The sequence below is a fragment of the Streptomyces sp. NBC_00443 genome (assembly GCF_036014175.1).
Taxonomy (GTDB): domain Bacteria; phylum Actinomycetota; class Actinomycetes; order Streptomycetales; family Streptomycetaceae; genus Streptomyces.
In genome coordinates, this window is the sequence record NZ_CP107917.1 from 2,364,742 (window position 1) to 2,384,747 (window position 20,006).

Sequence of the window (20,006 nt, forward strand, 5' to 3'; positions counted from 1 at the left end):
ACACCCAGAGTGATTCAGCCCGCCCGACCCCGCACCCGCGCGCCGGTCCGAAGGCTGCCCCTGACAGCACGAAGGCCCGGTCCCTATTCGGGGGGCCGGGCCTTGTGTGTCGTACGGATGCGGCCTAGTCGAGGTAGTCGCGCAGCACCTGGGAGCGCGACGGGTGGCGCAGCTTCGACATGGTCTTGGACTCGATCTGGCGGATCCGCTCGCGCGTGACGCCGTAGACCTTGCCGATCTCGTCGAGGGTCTTCGGCTGACCGTCGGTGAGACCGAAGCGCATGGAGACGACGCCCGCCTCGCGCTCGGACAGGGTGTCGAGGACCGAGTGCAGCTGCTCCTGCAGAAGCGTGAAGCTGACCGCGTCGGCCGGGACGACGGCCTCGGAGTCCTCGATGAGGTCACCGAACTCGCTGTCGCCGTCCTCGCCCAGCGGGGTGTGCAGGGAGATGGGCTCGCGGCCGTACTTCTGGACCTCGATGACCTTCTCCGGGGTCATGTCGAGTTCCTTGGCCAGCTCCTCCGGGGTGGGCTCGCGGCCCAGGTCCTGGAGCATCTGGCGCTGCACGCGCGCGAGCTTGTTGATGACCTCGACCATGTGCACCGGGATACGGATGGTGCGGGCCTGGTCGGCCATGGCGCGGGTGATCGCCTGACGGATCCACCAGGTGGCGTACGTGGAGAACTTGTAGCCCTTGGTGTAGTCGAACTTCTCGACCGCGCGGATCAGACCGAGGTTGCCCTCCTGGATGAGGTCCAGGAAGAGCATGCCGCGGCCGGTGTAGCGCTTGGCCAGGGAGACCACCAGACGGAGGTTGGCCTCCAGGAGGTGGTTCTTGGCGCGGCGGCCGTCCTCCGCGATGATCTCCAGCTCGCGCTTGAGCTTCGGGGCGAGCTTGTCGGCGTTGGCCAGCTTGTCCTCGGCGAACAGACCGGCCTCGATGCGCTTGGCGAGCTCGACCTCCTGCTCGGCGTTGAGCAGCGGGACCTTGCCGATCTGCTTGAGGTAGTCCTTGACCGGGTCGGCGGTGGCACCGGCGGCGGCGACCTGCTGCGCGGGCGCGTCGTCCTCGTCCTCGTCGGACAGCACGAAACCGGCGCTCTCGGCGCCCTCGGGCTCGTCGGCGCCCTTGGGGGCGTCCTCGAGGACCTCTTCCTCGACGACCTCGGCGTCGTCCTTCTTGCCTGCGGTGGTCTTCTTGGCCGCCGTCTTCTTGGCGACGGTCTTCTTCGCGGCCGTCTTCTTGGCGGTCGTCTTCTTGGCAGCGGCCTTCTTGGCGGTGGCGTCGTCCTCGACGGCGGGCTCAGCGGCGGACGCCTCGGGCGTGGCGGTGGCGGTGGCCTTCTTCGCGGTCGCCGTCTTGGCCGCGACCGTCTTCGTTGCGGTGCGCTTGACCGGACTCTTCGCTGCGACGCTCTTACGGGTGCGCTTGGGCTCCGCGGCACTGACCATCAGCGTCACACCCTCTTCCTCGAGGATCTGGTTGAGGCTGCGCAGTACGTTCTTCCACTGAGTGGCCGGAATCTGGTCAGCTTCGAAGGCCCGACGCACATCGTCGCCGGCGATCTGCCCCTCAGCCTTTCCCCGCTCGATAAGAGCCATGACAGAGACGGACTCGGCGATCTCCGGCGGGAGCGTACGGGATGTGCTGGCCGACACGAACAACCTCTCGGAACGTTGGAAAACGGCTTCCGGCCCCGTCCACTGCGGACAGGAGCCGACCACCGGCCTGAGGATTGGGCCGACGGTGCGGGCGGGGGCCGGGAAGATACACAGCGCCTTGTGCGGCGTCCGTATTCCCTCCTCGGCAGTCACCTCTTAGGTCATCGCGCTGTTTCCCCGAGCGTTACGCCCAATCTGCGTGGCCCGAGTCACATCCCGTAACCGATCAAAAACAGACAGACGCTGACATAACAGGTCACCCATGGCCCGAACCATGCACTGTACGGCTATTCCACGGCCTCGTCGCACCGTCGGACCCGCAGGATCCGTACTGGATCCTGCGGGTCCGACGGTGGAGGGAGCGCAGACCGGGAGATGCCACAGGAGGGGGAGGCATCCCGGCCGCGCCACCCGGTGGCGCGGTCAGTGCGCGCGGGGGGCGGGCACCACGCGCTCGACCTCGGGGTGGACGGTGAGCAGCTGGCGCACGGCCGCCTCGGCGGCCGCGCCGTCAGCGGCGGCGAGGGCGTCGACGATCCTGCTGTGCTGCGCCAGCGACGCCTCGTTCGGCCGGTCGCAGCCCGTCACGGGGCCGCCGGAGACCTGGAGGGCGGCCGAGACGATCCCCGAAAGGTGCTCCAGCATGCGGTTGCCGGCGACCTGGATGAGCAATGAGTGGAACTCGGCGTCGGCGCGGGAGAACGTGAGCACGTCACCCTGCCCCATCGCGTGGCCCATGATCTCGACCATGTCGGCGAGCCGCTGCTGGACGTCGTCGCGGCCGTGCCCGGCGGCGAGACGAGCGGCCAGCGGCTCGATCGTCCAGCGCAGCTCGCTGAGCTCCCGGCGCTGGTCGTCGCGCTGTGGTCCGAAGGCCCGCCATTCGATGATGTCCGGGTCCAGGAGGTTCCAGTCGCTGACGGGACGCACACGCGTGCCGACGTTCGGACGGGCGCTGACCAGGCCCTTGGCCTCCAGGACACGGAGCGACTCACGGACGACGGTGCGGGAGACCTCGAACCGCTGGCCGATCTCCTCGGGCACGAGCGGACGGTCGGCGCCCAGGTCGCCGGAGACGATCATCTGGCCGAGCTGCTGGACGAGTTGGCCGTGCAGCCCGCGTCCACGGCTGCCGGCGGCGCGCCGGCCCACGCGGCCCAGTTCCGAGTCCCCGCCGTCCCAGACGGGGGCTCCGAGGCGGTCGGCGACGGGGGCCTCGGCGTAGGGGTAGCGGTCGAGTTCGCCCGGGCCGGCGAGGCCGGAGTCTGCGGAGCGGGCGGCGGTCATCATGGTGTGCGCAAGGGTACTCACGCATCCTTTGTCGGCGCCGTCCTCAACTCCCTTGAGGTCTTTGGTGAAAAGCACACGAAAGGGTGATCGCTCACCCCGTCGCAATTGACGCCTTATCGGAAAGAAATGGGCTTCCCCCGGGGAGTTGTGCGCACGACAGGATCGGTAACGGCACGGATGGTCGTCATCGGACCCTGCCCCGCAGGGTCGTGAGCAGGTAGGCGCAGAGCAGGGCGGTCAGCGACAACGTCAGGGCGCCGCCGACGGGTTGGGCCACGACACGCGCGGCGGCTTCCAGATAGCGCTCTCCCCCGAACGGCCACTGCGACAGGAGCAGCTCCCGCAACCGCAGCGGAAAACCGGCCGCCGTCCGCACAGACGGTCCTTCGAAGGCCTTCTGTACGAGGGGTACGACGACGACGGGCACGGAGACCACTGCCGCGAGCCCGGCCGTGGTGGACCGGAAGAGGCCCGCCGCGAGGACTCCGGCCCAGGCGCAGCCGATCATGAGCCCGATCCAACTCGCACTCAGCGAAAGCCAGTCCGCGGGAACCTCAGCGAGCTCCGGTCCGTATACGAGGTAGAGCACTTCGGTGTTGCAGCCCACGGTGAGGAAGGCCAGCACCAGCGCGGTGGCGGTGGCGACGAGGAGTTTCGCGGCCAGCAGCCCCAGTCGGCGGGGCACGGTGCCACGATCCGCGGCCAGGGCGGGGTGGCGGAACTCGTCGCCGAAGGCGATCGCGCCGAGCAGCCCGGCTCCGAGCGCCGCGGGCGGCAGCGGGAACTGCTGCGGCCACCCGGCCATCAGCCGCGCCTGCGGCGTGTGCCCGACGCGTGCCAGCAGTACGGCGGTGAGGGCGGACACCACGAGCACGGCGGCGCCGGTGACGAAGCTGGTACCGACACCGACGGCGCGCCGGAGTTCGTAGCGCAGGGGGCGGAGGGGACTGGGGGCGGGGCGGACGGAGATGGGGGGCGGGAGGTCGGGAAGGGCGACGGCAGCGGGAGCCGACGGACGCGACGATGCGGTGGTCTGCGCAGAAGAACCAGCCGTGGGTGCGTCGGCCGGTCGCGGAACGCCTGCCCGTGCCTGCGGAACCTCCGCGGGTGCGATCGGGGCTGTCGCGGACGCCTCCTGCGCGGCAACTGTGGCCGGCCCTGAGTCCGACCCCGGCGGTGGCGTGGCCCTGCGCCCGCGGCCACCGGCAGCGGCCAACTCGACGTCCGACGTGTGCGTCACCTCGTCGGTTCGCGGTTCGGTCGACTGCGGGCCCACCCCGGCACCGGGCCCCATGTCCCCGATCTCGTCGGCGAGTTGGTGGACGAGGATCCCGTGGCGGAAGGCAGTCTCGCCGACATCGGCGCACGTACTGCCGTACACGGACAGACGGTTGCCGCTCTCACGTACGACCTCGACGGAGCGGTGTGCGGTGCGCGCCTCCTTGGTGAGCAGGGAGGCGAAGCGGGAGGCGTGCGGAGTGCGGACGGCGACGCGGGGGCGCAGCCGCGTGCGGGCGAAGTCGGCCACGTCCTGATCGGCGACGAGCCTGCCCCGCTGCAACGTGACGACCCTGTCGGCGGTGCGCGCGGCCTCCTTCGGGTCGGCCGTGGTCAGCAGGACCGTGCCGCCCTGGGCCGCGTGCGCGCGCAGCATGCCGTGCAGCCAGCGGCTCTCGCGACCCGAGAGCCCCGCGGCGGGGCCGTCGAGGACAAGGGTGTGCGGATCGGCGAGCAGTGCGCAGGCGAGGCCGAGGCGGCGGTCCATGCCGCGCGAGAGGGTGCCGAGGCGTTCGTCGCGCAGGCTGACCAGACCGACCACCTCCAGGACTTCGTCGGCGCGCCGGGCCGGAACGCCCGCGGCGGCGCACAGCATGCGCAGATACCCACGGACCGTGCGGGCCGGGTGCCCGGGGAGGTCGCCCAGCAGCACGCCGACTTCGCGCGAAGGATGGGCGATGCGGTGCAGGGGGCGGCCTCTGAAGTAGGTGATTCCACGGCCCCGTTGGAGTTCGAGCATGAGTCTGAGCACCGTCGTCTTGCCCGCTCCCGACGCCCCGAGCAGCGCGGTGACGCGGCCCGCGTGGGCCTCGAAGGAGACGTCGTCGACGGCAGGAGGAAGCTCCTTGCGCGGGTCGCTGGTCAGTCCGATGGCCTGGATCACTCACAGCAAGATAGCGCGCTATGTCCGTTTTTTCGGGTAGGGCAAGGCCCGCTGCGCAGGGGGGATTCGGCCCGGATGGATTTCGAGGTCCTGGTTTCCGAGCGCTGTTCGGGGTCTGTCGGCCTCGTTCTCGACCCCTGTTCTGGGCCCGTGGCGCATGTCCCCGAGCCCTGTTCGGGACCCGTGGCCCTCGTCCCTGAGCCCCTTTCGGATCCCCTGGCCCTTGGTCCTGAGCCTCTTACGGATGCCGTGATCCTTGTCCCTGAGCCGCGTTCGGATCCCATGACGTCGTTCCCGGGCCCGCTTCGGCGTCGGGTTCGCGTCCCGGCCCGCGTCGCGCTTCCGGCCCGCGTCAGACCTCGGGCCGCAGCATTGGGGGGTTGAGCAGCGTGGCTCCGCCGGCCCGGAAGAGCTGGGCGGGGCGGCCGCCCTGGCGCGTGGTGGTGCCGCCGGTGGGGACGAGGAAGCCGGGCGTGCCTGTCACCTTGCGGTGGAAGTTGCGCGGGTCGAGCGCCACACCCCACACGGCCTCGTAGACCCGGCGCAGCTCACCGACGGTGAACTCGGTGGGGCAGAACGCCGTGGCCAGCGACGAGTACTCGATCTTGGAGCGGGCGCGCTCCACTCCGTCGGCCAGGATCTGCGCGTGGTCGAAGGCGAGCGGTGCGACGGGTTCGGCGTCGCGGCCGTAACCGCCCTGCTGCAGGAGTTCGTCGACCGGGGCCCACCTGGCGTTGCTGGCGTCGCCGCCTGCGCGGGGGGCCGGCAGGTCGGGGGCCAGCGCCAGGTGGGCAACACTGACCACCCTCATCCGCGGATCCCGCTTGGGGTCGCCGTAGGTCGCGAGCTGCTCCAGGTGGGCGCCGTTGTCCTGTGCTGGGACGGCCGGGTCGTGAGCACGCAGCCCGGTCTCCTCGGCCAACTCGCGCGCGGCCGCCTGCGCCAGGTCCTCGTCGGCCCGTACGAACCCACCCGGCAGTGCCCAGCGCCCCTGGAACGGCGGTTCGCCCCTGCGCACCGCCAACGCGCACAGGTCATGGCGGCGCACGGTCAGCACGACCAGGTCCACGGTGACGGCAAAGGGCGGAAACGCTGACGGGTCGTAGGGCATGCGGCGATCATAGTCGTCTGCTTGACGATAAACACTCCCTTCGTCGGCCCCATCGATGACTGATCCAATTCGGCCCCGGTGCGGGCCTCACCGCCCTCTCCGCATGTCGTGTCGTTGAGAGTCGTACGAGGTCACGCTCGCAATTGCAGCCCGTCGGCCGCTTCCTCGACCATGGCGAGACCCAGGCGGCTGACACGTACGGAGAACGGTGCCCCGGCGATCCGGAGGCCGGTCAGGATGACCTCACCCAGCGGCGCGCTGCGCACGGGTCGCAGGGTGACCGTGCCCGCCGGCGCGTCCGGGCGGATGCCCGCGAGCGTGGTCAGGAGCAGCACTCCGCCTGCCGCCGCCGTGGCCGCGGGGCGGCAGGCCGCCGGGTGCGGGACGGGGCGCTCCCGTTGGTGCGCCGCTCCCCCGCGTACATGTCGGGCAGGCGGTGGTCGAACACGGCGGCGGCGGCCAGTACGCCTCTCAGCAGAGCGCTCGCTTCCTTCTCGTAGTCGGCCGCGGCGAGGCCCGCTACGGCGAGCGCCGTCTCATGGACCCGCACGGCGCCACTGCGGTGGCCGAACGGATTGTGCCCCGCTTCCTTCACGCCCAGCCCGCGCAGGCCCCAGCCCGAATCCATGGCCGGACCGCCGAGCAGCCGGGCGAGTTGCCCGGTCTGCACCTTGTCCAGCAGGCCGGGCGCCTGTTCGCCACCGCCCAGCAGGCCGGTGTCGAGCAGGTGGACGGCGCTCGCGCCCAGCTGCGGCACGAGGCGTCCGTCCGGGGCCCGGGCAGCCGCGGGCCGGCCGCCGCCCAGGTCATCGATCCAGAAGTCCGCACGGAACGCGTTGCGCAACGCCCCGGCCCATTGCCGCAGCTCGGCACTGCCCGGTCTGCCGAAGGCGTCGAGCAGATCGGCGCCCAGCAGTGCCGCACGATGAGCGTGGGCCTGCGTCTCGCAGCGGACGGGACCGCCGGGCTGCGGGTCGGGCAGATACGTGCCGTCACCCACGGTGGTCCGCAGCCAGGTCAGACACGACTCGGCCGCCGGGAGGAGTTCTTCGGTCTCGGCCGCGGGCATCCCCCAGCGTCGGGCCTCCGCGAGCAGGGCGGGGAACAGCAGCGTGGCCTCCGTGCCTGTGCAGCCCGGTTGCAGATGTGTGCCGGCGTCCCTCATCGGCGCGGGGATCATGCCGGACTGCGCTCCCTGGCCCCGGAGTTGGGTCCGGGTGAGAGTGCGCAGGGTGCCCGCGGCGAGCCGGGTGCCCAGGGGCAGCGTCATCCGGGCCGCGGCGAGGGCCTCGGCCGGGGCCAGGCCACAGCGCCACGGTGCCCCCGCGGCCAGGTGGATGTCGGAGGGGTGGGCCGGGTCGCGCAGCAGGAGGGCCTGGAGGTCCTCGATGCTCGTCCGCAACAGCACTTCCACCCCGGGGTCGTCGCCGGCCGCCCGCGCCGGCGCCAGCGGGCTGGTCGCTGCTCTGCCCACCGCGCGCACGGGTCCCGCACCGTCCGGCCGCACCCGGAGCTCGATGCTCGCGCTGCCGCCCGGGGGGAGCACGAACTCCCACCGCAGCAGCCCGGCCGAGGCCAGTGCGTCGACGGGCGGGGGTCGGCCGTCACCGCCGAGCTCCCCTTGACGGACGACCAGCGCAGGCCGCAGTCGTGGACAGTGGCAGGGAGTTCCGGTCCCGCGTTGCCACGGACGATCGCACCGAGGTCGGCCAGGTCCGTGCCCAGAGCGACCTCGACCGGCAGACGCAGGGGGCGGGCAGCCGCGCTGTGCAGCGTGATCCGCTCGGTGCCGTCCGCGTGACGGGTTCGCTCGACGACGACGTCCGGGTCGGGGCCCGCCTGCGGGGAACTCCGCAGCGTGCCCACGAAACGGGCGACGTCGGCCCCGGACATCCGGGCTTGCACGGCGAGCGGCTCACGCCCGGCCACACGGATCTGACAGCGTGAGAGCACGCGACGACCTGCGCGGTAGAAGCCGTCGAGGCCTCGGCCGGTCAACTGCCCCTGGTCCGTGGACATGGCGAGGCCCGGGAGGGCTACGCAGATCAGGGCGTTGTGGGTGGGAGGCACGTCGGACCGACGTGGGGTTGGTGGGGCTAGTGGGGTTGGGGCTAGTGGGGTTGGTGGGGTTGGCTTCGGTGGCGGCTGAGCCGACGAAGGGATGTCTTGAGTAGGGGACGCGCGCCTTGCGCGGACGGCGCATCGAGTTGCACCGCCGAACTCGGCACTCCGAGAGGCATCGCGTCGAGGGGTATCGCTCGGGCCCCCTGGCGCGCGCGGCCCCACACCGTCCCCGGTCGGAGGCAGCCCCGTATCCAGACGTTGGGACGGCACCATTCCGCCGGGGACGGAACTGTCCTCACCGGCCCTGGAGGCCGGAGTCGGCGGTGACATCGGCGGCGGAGGCGCCGGGATCGGTGCCGGCACCGGAGTCGACTGTGGCATGGGGCGGCTTCCTCTGCGCTCTGTGCGCCGCAGGCGTGTGCGGCGCCGGCTGGGGGACCCGGAGTGACAGGGGCGGTGCGGCGGCACGGCCGGTTCAGGCGTTCCGCCACTCAGGTGAACGGGGACGGATCCCTCCAGGTCACGCCCATGACGGGGTAACTCCGCCGGAGGGCCACCGCATTGGCGGGGTTCGCCGACGCAGCTGAGCCCCTCCCTGGCGTTCCCGCCCGGGCGGCTGAGCCCCTCGACGGAGTCCCTGCCCACACGGTTGAACCCCGCTGCGGAGTCCCCACCCTCACGGTTGAACCCTCTGCGGAGTCCACACCCGCGCGACAACGGCCCCCCACGACGTCCCCGCCCCAGCGGCGTCGCAGGTAGATGCCACCGCTTCCACAACCTCGGTCGGCACTCCGCCCTCGACGGCTCACGCGTCCCCCTCCACGCCCGCACCTCCAGAACACAGGCCGTCCGGTCGGGGCCCACCTCGACGAGCGGCGCCCTTCCTCGACGTACGCGGAGCCGATCCCTTCGAGCTCCCCGGCACCGTGCCGCCAGGCCGCACAGCACCGGGACGGCTTCCCGCCGACGCACGAGGACGCGCGACACTCGATCCCCTCGCGCCCCGCTCCCCCGGATTCCGCCCGGTGCCCCTGGCTGATCGAGGCAGGCTGCCGACAGCACCCGCCGTCTCCCGTGATCGGCGACCACCGCCCTCCTCAGATGTCGGCGCGGGCTCCGGCACCGTTCCCCGCACCGGCTCTTCGACGTCCGCCGGCTGGTCGAGCCGCCCTGTGACCTCCTGTTCACGGCTCACACTTTCCGCGCGCAGGCAGCGGCGGATCGCCTCGGGGTCCAGCCCCTCGTTGCAGGCTTGGTGCAGCAACCGGGCGAAGAGGTAGTCGCCGTCGACGCCGAGTGCCATGGCGAGGGCTTCTCGGGCCTCCAGCTCATCGCCGGTGGACCAGGCCACCCAGCCGGCGAGGGTGAGGGGCGCCGCGGCGTGCTCGCGGTACGGGCCGACACAGCGGCGGGCCAGTGCCCGCCAGAGTCGGAGCGCGGGAGCGGCCTCGTCGCCCTCCATCCACTCGGCCGCGCGGTCACGGGTCGCGCGGTCCTGCAGACCCAGAATGAGCCTCGCGGCTTCGTCGTGGCCGAGCAGTCCGTCATCGCGGAAATCCGCGGTCAAGGTCCCGGCCACAGGCGGGGCCTCGGCGAACCGGCACTTGAGCCGCTCCGCCAGCTCCAGCGTCTCCTCCGCCACGCCCGCGCGTTTCGTGTCATCCAGGATCCTGGCGACCAGCTCCATGCCGACCGTGTCCAGGGCGCCCTCCTGCTCCGGGGCGCCCGCCAACTCCCAGGGCAGCAACCTGGCCCGCAACTCGCGCAGCGTGCCGCGCACCTGGACCCCGGCGTATGTGGCCGCGGCTGCCAGCACGGACGTACCGGGCAGGCCCATCGGACAGCCCTCGGGCGGACAGCACTCGGCGCGGTCGCAGCAGTACGACCAGAAGCGGCCGTCCGAGATGCACAGGGCCTCGATCACCGGCACGTCCAGATTGCCGCAGGCGACACGCATCTTCTGGGCCAGCGGTCGCAGCCGTTCCATGACCTGGCGGCCCGTCTCGCCCTCGGCCGGTTCCTGGCAGAGAAAGGCGACCATCTGCTCCGGCCGGGCTCCCCTACGCTCGCTGCCCGTCACCAGGCCGTGGGCCAACTGCCCGGCCGCGGAGTCCCAGTCGTCCGCACTCGCGGGAATGCCGAGCCGCGCTCGGCCACCGAACCGCCCGCGGCCTGCCCTGTCGTGCAGGGCGACGAGGACGATGCTGTCCTCGGGGCGATAGCCGAGGAGATACGGCAGGGCGTCGGCGAGTTCCGCCGGGGTGCGCAGGGTGACCTGGTGCTCGGGCAGGTCCGCTTCCTTCGGGTCAGTTGCCCCAGGGGCGGCTGGCCGCTCCCCGCGCCCGGCGTCGTCGCTCTCGGAAAATCCAGTCGCTTCGCTGTGATTCGTCATGCGACAGACGATCTCCCGGATCGCGAAGTTCCGCTTGACCCTGTGGATAAGTCCGACCAGGGACACGACAATTCGCCCCTGGACGTGGGTAATGCCGCGCTCTGGTGCGCGGTGTCATTCCAACGCCGTGCTCTGGTGGGCCCCGTCATTCGCTTTCATGGGACTCACAGCGCCGTTCACTCCTGACGCGCTACGCCCGTCCGTTCGCCCGACGCGATACGCAAGAACTCGCTCTGAGCTGGTCGCGCGGTAGTCGGGGACGCCTCGCGCGCAGCCGGATCCAGGGGCTCGCCGGCGTGCCCCTACCGGCCCACGAGCAGCCACACCGCGTCCTGAGTCTCGTCGCATGTTCACGTACGGCGAGCAGAACGCGCCTCTGCCCCGCCCGCCGAAACTCACGGCAAACGGCGTCCAGTTGGCACAGGTACCGCACAGCAGGCACTGGCCGATGTACTCCAACCCCACCTGGATGCCGGACCGAATCGCCACGTGCCGTGCACGCACGGGCTCCGGACCGAGCCCCGATCACCGGGGCGGCCCACTCTTGCCTTCAGGCGGCCGTCACCGCCCGTCTCCACAACACCCAGGGCAGCTCAACCCGCGGCAGCGAGGACCAGAGGAAGAACCGCTTCGCTGCCAGCCCGGCGCAAGAGGCGAGCAGCGACAGCGAGGGTCCAGCCCGAGTCCGTGTAGTCGTCCACGAGCAGGACAGGCCCCGAGGAGCCCGCCAGCGCAGCAGCCAGTTCCTCGGAGACGGCGAATGTGTCGGCCAGTGTCCGTAGGCGTTGAGCGGAGTTGCTGCGCCGTGTCGCGTGCGCGCCACCCGGTCCCGTGTACGTCAAGGTTCCCAGATACGGGAGGCGGCCGATGGTCGCGATGCCCTGGGCGAGGGAACCGACCAGTTGCGGACGGGCCAGGGACGGTACGGCGACGACACCCACCGGCCGGGAAGAGGCATCCGGCACATTCGGCGCCCAGCCGCCCGGTGAGCGCGCCCAGTCGGCGAGGACCGCGACCGCGGCCTGCAGGACGTCGTCGGGGACCGGACCGTCGGGGGCGTTCTCGGCCAGCAAAGGCCGCAGGCGGTTGCCCCAGCCGATGTCCGAGAGCCGGCCCAGCGCCCGCCCGGTGGAACACTGCTCCTTGGCCGGGATGCGGCCCTTGAGGTCGATGCCCAGTGCGGGCATCCCTGTCGGCCACATCCGGCGCGGCTCAACCTCCGCCCCTGGGCGATCCAGCTCCTTCGCCGCCCCCGTCAGAGCCTCGGACGAGACCGACGAAGCGATCCAGGTGCCCGCGCAGTTGTCGCAGCGGCCGCACGGGGCGGCCCCCTCGTCGTCCAGCTGCCGACGCAGGAACTCCATCCGGCACTGTGTCGTGCTCACGTACTCCCGCATGGCCTGCTGCTCGGCAGTTCGCTGCCGTGCCACCCACGCATACCGATCAGCGTCGTACACCCACCGCTCGTCGGTGGAGGTCCAGCCACCCTTGACCCGCCTGACCGCCCCGTCCACGTCGAGGACCTTGAGCATGGTCTCAAGCCGCGTACGCCGAAGATCCACCACCGCCTCCAGCGCAGGCACGGACAACGGCCGTCCCGCTTCCGCCAGCGCCGACAGGGTCTGCCGGACCTGCGTCTCGGGCGGGAAGGCCGTGTCGGCGAAGTAGCGCCAGATGGCCTCGTCCTCCTTGCCGGGCAGCAGCAGCACATCCGCGTGCTCGACACCGCGGCCGGCGCGGCCGACCTGCTGGTAGTAGGCGATCGGCGACGACGGCGAACCGAGATGCACCACGAAGCCCAGGTCCGGCTTGTCGAACCCCATCCCCAGCGCCGAGGTCGCGACCAGCGCCTTGACCCGGTTCGCCAGCAGGTCGGACTCGGCCTGCAGCCGGTCCGCGTTCTCCGTACGCCCCGTGTACGAGGCCACCTGGAAGCCGCGCTGCCGCAGGAACGCGGTGGCCTCCTCGGCCGCGGCCACCGTGAGCGAGTAGATGATCCCGGAACCCTGCAGCTCGTCCAGGTGCTCGGCCAGCCAGGCCAGACGATGCGCCGCGTCCGGCAACTGCACCACACCCAGCCGCAGGCTCTCCCTCTCCAGCGAGCCGCGTAGCACCAGGGCCTCGCCCGCGCCGGTCCCCAGTTGCTCGGCGACGTCCGCCGTCACGCGGGCATTGGCGGTCGCCGTGGTCGCCAGCACCGGAATCCCGGGGGCGAGCCCGGCAAGCATCGCCCGGAGCCGGCGGTAGTCGGGCCGGAAGTCGTGGCCCCAGTCGGAGATGCAGTGCGCCTCGTCGACCACCAGCAGGCCGGTGGTGGCAGCGAGCTTGGGCAGCAACTGCTCGCGAAAGTCCACGGAATTGAGGCGCTCGGGGCTCACGAGGAGTACATCGGTCTCACCGCGCTCGACCTCCCCGTAGATGGTGTCCCATTCCTCGGGGTTGGCCGAGTTGATGGTCCGCGCCCGGATACCGGCCCGCGCCGCCGACTCGACCTGGTTGCGCATCAACGCGAGCAGGGGCGAGATGATCACCGTCGGGCCGGCACCACGTCGGCGCAGCAGAGCGGTGGCGACGAAGTACACCGCCGACTTGCCCCAGCCCGTGCGCTGCACCACCAGGGCGCGACGGCGCTCCTGCACCAGGGCCGCCACCGCCTGCCACTGGTCCTCCCGCAGCCGGGCCGTACCGCCGGGGGCACCGACGAGCTCAGCGAGGATGGCATCGGCTTCGGTGCGGAGCTCCAGATCGTCCATGTCTCCATGCAACCCGATGCCACTGACAATCAGCCACCTCACTCGGCGCAACAGGCACTCACGGACCGTCGACGGAGCGCGCCGAGCATCGTTGACCTGGTCGTACAGGTCACCCCATGCGTCGCACAGTGACGCACTGGGTAGGGATATAACCCTCGCACCACCAGATAACGGTCGGTGGTCCCAATTGCTCGTTGCCGCATTCAGGTTCGACAGGAAGAATTGAAGTCCGCTCCCCGCACGGCCCGTCCGTGATCCGGTAGGGCTCTGCTGCGGTGTGCGCTCCCCGATTCCGACCTCGCCCGCAGTGTGGGCGCGTAGCCGAAGGGAGGACCGTGACCTTCGGATTCGCTCCGTCCTCTGCGGCATCCGTGTCGACGTCAGCCGACCTGTCCGCCGCATCCGCCAACCCGCTGGCCCGCATGCTCGAACCAGCGGAGTGGGCCGCCGCGGGCATCCCGCTGCTGCGCAATCCCCGCGAGGTCGTCAGTGGTCTGCACTCCAGGCACCGCCCAAGGCCGACGACCGTGATCGTGGCCGTCCTCGACGCGGACGAGCGCGTGCGCGCGAGTGCCTCGTTCACACGCCGCCCGTCCCCGGCGGACGGCTGGATGTTCCGCAACTCGCTGCTCGCCCAGCTCCGCCGCGTCATCCCGCACGACCTGCGGCGTCGCACCCCTGTGCGCACCGCGGTTCTGCTCTACTGCCGAGAGGGCGACGCGCGTTGGACGGAGGAGGACGGCGCGTGGATGTGGGGCCTGCGTGACGCCTGCACCCTGCACGGCCTGCGCTGCGGCGCGTACGTCACGCTGACAAAGGACGGCTGGCAGGTCCTCGGCGAGGGCCGTGGCGGCCGCCGCCCCAACACCGACTCGGCCCCGGAGCCTCTCGCCACGTCCGAGTCACCACTCCCGCTGCCCCGCACCGGCGGCGCGGCCTCAGAGGTCCTACGGCGCGCGGCGGCTCGCTGAGGACGCCCGCAGGAGTCTCGACCAACGTCACGGTCGAGCCGCACGCCGCTCGCTGCACGCGATACGCCGGACGCGATACGACGGCCGAAGGCAGACGAGGACCCGACGCGGACCGCCAAGCCGCTGCGAGAGCCACCCCGCAGTCCGAGAGGTGCCACCACGCAGTCGCCGCGCAACCCACCGCACGGAAACCCGCCCCGCTCACGCCATGAACCAGTCGGGGCTTCCCTGCACTGGCACCACGGCGGCAGCATGCGCCTGGTGATCAGCCGACCCTCGCGGCGGAACGCCCCCACACCGACTCACCTGTACGGCGTGGACTCACACCCCGATCCGAGCCGACGGGCCTGTGCACGGCGCGCGCTGCCTTCCTCCGAGCACACCGGAACGCCCGCCGTGCAGACGCCGCGAGAGCGGCGCCTCACCCCCGGTGTCCTGTGAGTTTCCCCCAGGACGAGCCGGAGCGGCTCAGACGCCCACGCCCAGCACCGAGTTGATGCGTTGCGTGTCACCGCAGACGATCAGCAAGGCACCGGCCCGGCCGAGGGCCAGAGGCAGGGCGCTGGCAGCAGCAGTGTCGGGACCGCCATTGACGGCCACCACGACCACCGGCCGCGACGCGGCACGATCGGCGACGGAGGCATCGGCGTAAAAGACGTCGTCACCGGCGTCGTGCTGCGCCCAGTAGGAGGCTTCACCGAAGGACAGCTCGTGGGCGGCCCACGGGTGCTGTTCGCCAGTGGTGATCACCAGGACGTCGCTGGGGGCGCGGCCCGACTCCAGGAGCAGGTCGACGGCTTCCTCGGCAGCGTCGAGCGCGCCCTCGAGCGAGGCCGGGATCAGCTGGATCTGCGGGGTCGCCGCAGCCGGAGCGGCGGCGGGAGCGGCCGGACCCGACGGTCCGGGCTTGGCCACGTCACGCGGCGAACGTTGCACCGGCGGCGCGGGCCGCACGGGCCCGGGTCGGCCGGGACGCGACGGAGCCGCGGGGCGGGGGCCGGGTACGGGACGAGGGGTCGGCGCGGTGCGGCCGCTGGCCGGCGTGACGCGGGGACCCTGGGCACTCTCGTGAATCTGAGGCTCCTCGGGAATGAGAGGCATGAGCTGATGTTTATCAAACGCTGGTGCGGCTCGCATGGCCGGGTGGCACACAAGTGCGAGCGGAATCGTCAGAAGTCGAAGCCGAGCTGCCCCTCGATCTCCGGAACGCTTCCTTCCACCCAACTGCGGACCTTCTTGAGGTGCCGCCACTGGGGCAGCGCATCAAGATACGCCCACGACAACCGGTGGTACGGGGTGGGTCCCCGCTCCGCCAGTGCGGCCTTGTGCACGGGCGACGGGTACCCGGCGTTGTCCGCAAAACCGAATTCTGCATGGTCGATACCCAGTTCGGCCATCATTTTGTCGCGCTGCACCTTGGCGATCACCGAGGCCGCCGCGACCGCCACACACGACTGGTCACCCTTGATGACCGTCCGGACCCTCCAGGGGTTCCCGAGATAGTCATGCTTCCCGTCGAGGATCACCGCGTCGGGACGGACCGGCAGTGCCTCCAGGGCACGCCCCGCGGCGAGCCGCAGCGCTGCAGTCATCCCTAGGGCGTCGATCTCCTCCGGAGACGCGTGCCCGAGGGCGTACGAGGTCACCCACGTCCGCAGCAGGTCGGCGATCTCGGTGCGCCGCTTGACGGTGAGCAACTTGGAGTCGGTGAGGCCTTCGGGGGGCCGGCGCAGTCCGGTGATCGCAGCGCAGACACTGACGGGGCCGGCCCACGCACCGCGGCCCACCTCGTCGACACCGGCAATGATCTTCGCTCCGGTCGTGGCTCGGAGGGAGCGCTCGACGGTGTGAGTAGGCGGTTCGTACGGCATGGCGCCCTTAGCGTACGCCGCCCGGAACCGGCTTCGACACCCTGGTTCGCCGAAGCCACCTCCAGGCCGGTCCGGCCACGGTTCAGCGGGCCGTCGGGCGGAGCAGTGGAAGCATCAACTGGTCGACCATCTCCTCGAGATCTCGATCATTCCATTCGCTCATGCACATCTTTGATCGGTACATCATCATCGCCGGGATGGCGTCGAAGACATAGCCGTTCGCCGCGCCGGCCCGCACCTCTCCCCGCTCAATGCCACGGTTGACGACCTCTCGGAGCAACGCGATCGTGGGTTCCACGACGCCCTCGAAGATCACACCGTGAAAGCGCTCGGCCTGAAGACTGTCGCATTCGTGAATAACCGACCGCAGCGCGAAACCGGGCCGCGAGAACATTGCCTCCCGCGCCTGCCGACACAGCTCGAGCAGGTCTTCGCGCACGTTCCCGAGGTCGGGAGCCGACGCGAAGCTCGGCAACCCGGCCCGCAGCGCATCGGCGACGAGATCCTCCTTGGAGGGCCAGCGCCGATAGACGGCAGCCTTCCCGGTCTGGGCGCCGGCCGCCACACCCTCCATCGTGAGGCCGTTCCATCCGACCGTACTGAGCTGCTCCAGCGCGGCATCGAGGATCGCGCGCTCGAGCGCGGCGCCACGGCGGCGGGGAGAGGCCGACCGAGCGGGGGCGGCCGTCCAGCGCGAGGTAACCATCTGAGCATCTCCAACGAACAAGCGAGGCGGGGATTTCGGGGATACGGGGACTCCACGCGGCAACTACAGGGGGACAGACCGCGCGACAACAACATAAGTGAACGCTTGCGTTCACTACTGGGGACTCACTACGGTTGACGCAACAGTGAACGCGAGCGTTCACTAAGGCACTTGTGGGGGACCCATAGTGACAACCTCTCAGTTGATCAAGGATCAGAAACCAGGTGCGGCCCGCCGGGAGGGGCATCCCGGCATCGCGCTCACCGTCATCGCGGCCTGCCAACTCATGGTGGTACTCGACGCGACGATTGTGAACATCGCGCTCCCGCACATTCAGAATGCCCTCAACTTCAGCACCACCGACCTCACGTGGGTCGTCAGCGCCTACACGCTCACCTTCGGTGGCCTGCTGCTTCTCGGCGGTCGCGCCGGTGACATCCTGGGCCGCCGCCGGGTCTTCATGGCCGGCATCCTGCTGTTCACCCTCGCCTCCCTGCTCGGTGGATTCGCACAGGAACCGTGGCAGTTGCTGGCCGCCCGTGTGCTCCAGGGCGTGGGTGGCGCGATCGCGTCGCCCACCTCGCTGGCGCTCATCACCACGACGTTTCCCGAAGGCCCGGAGCGCAACCGGGCGTTCGGCGTCTTCGCCGCCGTCTCCGCGGGCGGTGGCGCCATCGGTCTGCTCGCCGGCGGCATGCTCACCGAATGGCTCGACTGGCGGTGGGTGCTCTTCGTCAACGTGCCGATAGGCGTCCTGATAGCGGTGCTCACGCCGCTGTACATCAGCGAGTCCGAACGGCACTCCGGGCGCTTCGACATCGCGGGTGCAATGACCTCGACCGCGGGCATGGCCTCCCTGGTCTACGGCTTCATCCGCGCGGCGGACGAAGGCTGGTGGGACAGCCTGACCATCGGGTCGTTCGGCGCCGCGGTGGTCCTGCTGGTGGCCTTCGCGTTCATCGAGTCGCGAGCCAAGGAGCCCATCACCCCGCTCAGGATGTTCGCCGACCGCAACCGCTCGGGCACATACGTGATCATGCTCAGTCTGGCCGCGGCGATGTTCGGCATGTTCTTCTACATCGTGTTGTTCGTGCAGAACGTGCTGCTGTACAGCCCGATCGAGGCCGGTCTCGCCTTCCTGCCGGTGACCGTCGTGATCGCCGTCGGCGCCGGCCTGTCGCAGCGCTTTCTGCCAGTGCTCGGCCCGAAGCCGTTCATGCTCGTGGGCTCGGCGCTCACGGCGACCGGGCTGGCCTGGCAGACCCTCATCAGCGCCGACAGCTCGTACGTCGGCGGAGTCCTCGGCCCGATGCTGCTGTTCGGCTTCGGCATGGGACTGAACTTCGTGACACTGACGGTCACCGCGGTCTCCGGTGTCGCCCAGCATGAGGCCGGCGCCGCGTCCGGCCTCCTCAACGCCACACAGCAGGTGGGCGGTTCGCTCGGCCTGTCCATCCTGACGACGGTGTTCGGTTCGGCCAGCAGGGACGAGGCGGAGAAGCAGCTGCCGAAGTTCATGGCGGAGGGATCGGCCGAGCAAAAGGCGGAGTTCGCCAAGACGCAGCAGCTGCCCGGCCCGTGGGGACATGAAGTACTCGCCCAGGGCATCTCGACCGGCTTTGTGGCCGCCGCCGCGATGGCCGTACTCGCCCTGGCCACCGCGTGGTTCGTGATTCGGGTCCGCAAAAGCGATCTGGACGCCCTCGCCGGTACGGCGGGTCCGATGGCCGGCTGACGCGGCAGGGCCCTCGAAGGGCCGCGGATGGCCGGACCGGGTCCGAGGGGCCAACGGCGAGGACGACGAGCCGGCTATCCGCACCACCCTCACGATGCCCGGCGTCCGGCAGGCGCCACCGGGGCGACGGAGTCGAAGCCCGCCCCACACGGCAGCCGCCGAGACGAGCAGCACGCCCAGCACCGACATGAACCCCATCGCTCGACCCCCTGCACCCCTCGCGTGACACCTGCGTACGCGACCCCAGCGGTCGCACATCCACTGCCACGACAACGGGCCAACGGTCACGCAGAGTTCCCGTCAGGCACAGAAAGTCATGGAGAGTCCGCAGCCCGGGCTCGACGAGGTTCCGACCTGGCAGCTGAACGGGGCTACGCCGGCGCCGGCGCCCACTCCGGGAGTGCCTCGGTCCGCTCCATCCACTCGGCCGGCACCGCCCCGGCCTTCCCGGAACCGATCACGCCGCCCACGATCGCGCACGTGGTGTCCACGTCGCCGCCGACCTGCGCGGTTGTCCAGAAGGCCCGCTCATAGTCGCCGAGGGCCCGCGCGGCCGACCAGAGGGCGAAGGGCACGGTGTCGTGGGCCGTCGTACGCCGTCCACAGCCCAGTACGGCGGCGACGGTGGCCGCGTCGGCGTAGTCGAGCATGTCCCGCCCGCGCCGCAGGCCCGCCCCGACCGCGCTCTTGGGGATGAGAGCGATGACGTCATCGAGGAGCGATTCGGGGCTGGGCGGACCGCCGGGAGCGGCGGCGAGCGCGGCAGCCGCGGCTACGGCCATGGCGCCGACGACTGCCTCGCGGTGCTGATGCGTGGGGTAGGCCGAGATCTCGGCCTGGTGGGTCGCCTGCTCCGGGTCGTCCGCGTACCAGGCACCCAGCGGTGCGATCCGCATCGCGGCGCCGTTACCCCAGGAGCCCTGTCCGTTGAAGAGCGCGGCCGACAGCTCGCGCCAGTCACCGCCCTCCCGGACCAGGCGCAGCAGGCGGTTGACCGCGGGGCCGTAGCCCCGGTCGAAGTCATGGTGCTCGGCGAAGGAGCGGGCCAGCGCGTCCTGGTCGATGCGGTGGTGGGAGGCCAGGACGGCCACCACGGAGCAGGCCATCTCCGTGTCGTCCGTCCACTGCCAGGGGCCGGACGGCAGCTCACGGCGCTTCAGCAGCGGGTAGTTCACCGGGACGAAGAACTGCGAGCCCAGGGCGTCTCCCACCGCGAGTCCGCGCAGGCTGGCGAGGGCGCGGTCCAGGCGCCCTTCGGGGGAGGAATCAGCGGTCATCGCCCTGCCACT

General features: G+C 70.9%; 12 protein-coding genes and 1 pseudogene. 2 read left to right on the forward strand and 11 right to left on the reverse strand.

The window, feature by feature from the left end:
* Window positions 1-124 precede the first annotated feature (124 nt).
* The 7 genes and pseudogenes from OHO27_RS10490 to OHO27_RS10520 all read right to left on the reverse strand — a co-directional run bounded on the left by OHO27_RS10490 (window position 125) and on the right by OHO27_RS10520 (window position 13,434).
* Window positions 125-1,660, reverse strand: coding sequence for an RNA polymerase sigma factor (locus OHO27_RS10490; RefSeq protein WP_328422552.1), 1,536 nt, complete (start codon window positions 1,658-1,660; stop codon window positions 125-127).
* Window positions 1,661-2,086: 426 nt separating this feature from the next.
* Window positions 2,087-2,974 (reverse strand): FadR/GntR family transcriptional regulator, encoded by an 888-nt coding sequence (locus OHO27_RS10495; protein WP_328422554.1) that lies wholly within the window; start codon window positions 2,972-2,974, stop codon window positions 2,087-2,089.
* 163 nt (window positions 2,975-3,137) lie between these two features.
* The gene (locus tag OHO27_RS10500) at window positions 3,138-5,114 is read right to left on the reverse strand and encodes an ABC transporter ATP-binding protein (protein WP_328422556.1); all 1,977 of its coding nucleotides are present in this window, start codon (window positions 5,112-5,114) and stop codon (window positions 3,138-3,140) included.
* 352 nt (window positions 5,115-5,466) lie between these two features.
* Complete coding sequence (locus OHO27_RS10505) at window positions 5,467-6,225, reverse strand: NUDIX hydrolase (protein ID WP_328422558.1); 759 nt, start codon at window positions 6,223-6,225, stop codon at window positions 5,467-5,469.
* Window positions 6,226-6,356: 131 nt separating this feature from the next.
* Window positions 6,357-8,244, reverse strand: a pseudogene (locus OHO27_RS10510) (glycogen debranching N-terminal domain-containing protein).
* Between the two features lie 850 nt (window positions 8,245-9,094).
* Window positions 9,095-10,681: a DUF4192 domain-containing protein gene (locus OHO27_RS10515; protein WP_328422560.1), complete on the reverse strand. Its 1,587-nt coding sequence runs from the start codon at window positions 10,679-10,681 to the stop codon at window positions 9,095-9,097.
* 593 nt (window positions 10,682-11,274) lie between these two features.
* On the reverse strand, window positions 11,275-13,434 hold the full coding sequence (locus OHO27_RS10520; protein WP_328422562.1) for a RecQ family ATP-dependent DNA helicase: 2,160 nt from the start codon (window positions 13,432-13,434) through the stop codon (window positions 11,275-11,277).
* 335 nt (window positions 13,435-13,769) lie between these two features.
* Here OHO27_RS10520 and OHO27_RS10525 point away from each other — a divergent pair, with 335 nt between their 5' ends.
* Window positions 13,770-14,405 (forward strand): hypothetical protein, encoded by a 636-nt coding sequence (locus tag OHO27_RS10525; protein WP_328422564.1) that lies wholly within the window; start codon window positions 13,770-13,772, stop codon window positions 14,403-14,405.
* A gap of 468 nt (window positions 14,406-14,873) precedes the next feature.
* On the opposite strand, the gene OHO27_RS10530 is transcribed toward OHO27_RS10525, so the two are convergent.
* From OHO27_RS10530 to OHO27_RS10540, 3 genes are all read right to left on the reverse strand, one after another.
* On the reverse strand, window positions 14,874-15,506 hold the full coding sequence (locus OHO27_RS10530) for a hypothetical protein (RefSeq protein WP_328422566.1): 633 nt from the start codon (window positions 15,504-15,506) through the stop codon (window positions 14,874-14,876).
* A 68-nt stretch (window positions 15,507-15,574) separates the two neighbouring features.
* A complete protein-coding gene (locus OHO27_RS10535) occupies window positions 15,575-16,276 on the reverse strand; it encodes a ribonuclease HII (protein ID WP_328422568.1) in 702 nt (233 codons plus the stop codon).
* 82 nt (window positions 16,277-16,358) lie between these two features.
* Window positions 16,359-16,982, reverse strand: coding sequence for a TetR/AcrR family transcriptional regulator (locus OHO27_RS10540; RefSeq protein ID WP_328422570.1), 624 nt, complete (start codon window positions 16,980-16,982; stop codon window positions 16,359-16,361).
* 187 nt (window positions 16,983-17,169) lie between these two features.
* Between OHO27_RS10540 and OHO27_RS10545 the strand changes: the two genes are divergently transcribed.
* Window positions 17,170-18,717, forward strand: a complete 1,548-nt coding sequence (locus OHO27_RS10545; protein ID WP_328422572.1) for an MFS transporter — start codon at window positions 17,170-17,172, stop codon at window positions 18,715-18,717.
* A gap of 371 nt (window positions 18,718-19,088) precedes the next feature.
* Here the strand turns inward: OHO27_RS10545 and OHO27_RS10550 are convergent, their stop codons facing one another.
* Window positions 19,089-19,994 carry an ADP-ribosylglycohydrolase family protein gene (locus OHO27_RS10550; RefSeq protein WP_328422574.1) on the reverse strand — a complete coding sequence of 302 codons (906 nt, stop codon included), beginning with the start codon at window positions 19,992-19,994 and terminating at the stop codon, window positions 19,089-19,091.
* Between the last annotated feature and the right edge of the window lie 12 nt (window positions 19,995-20,006).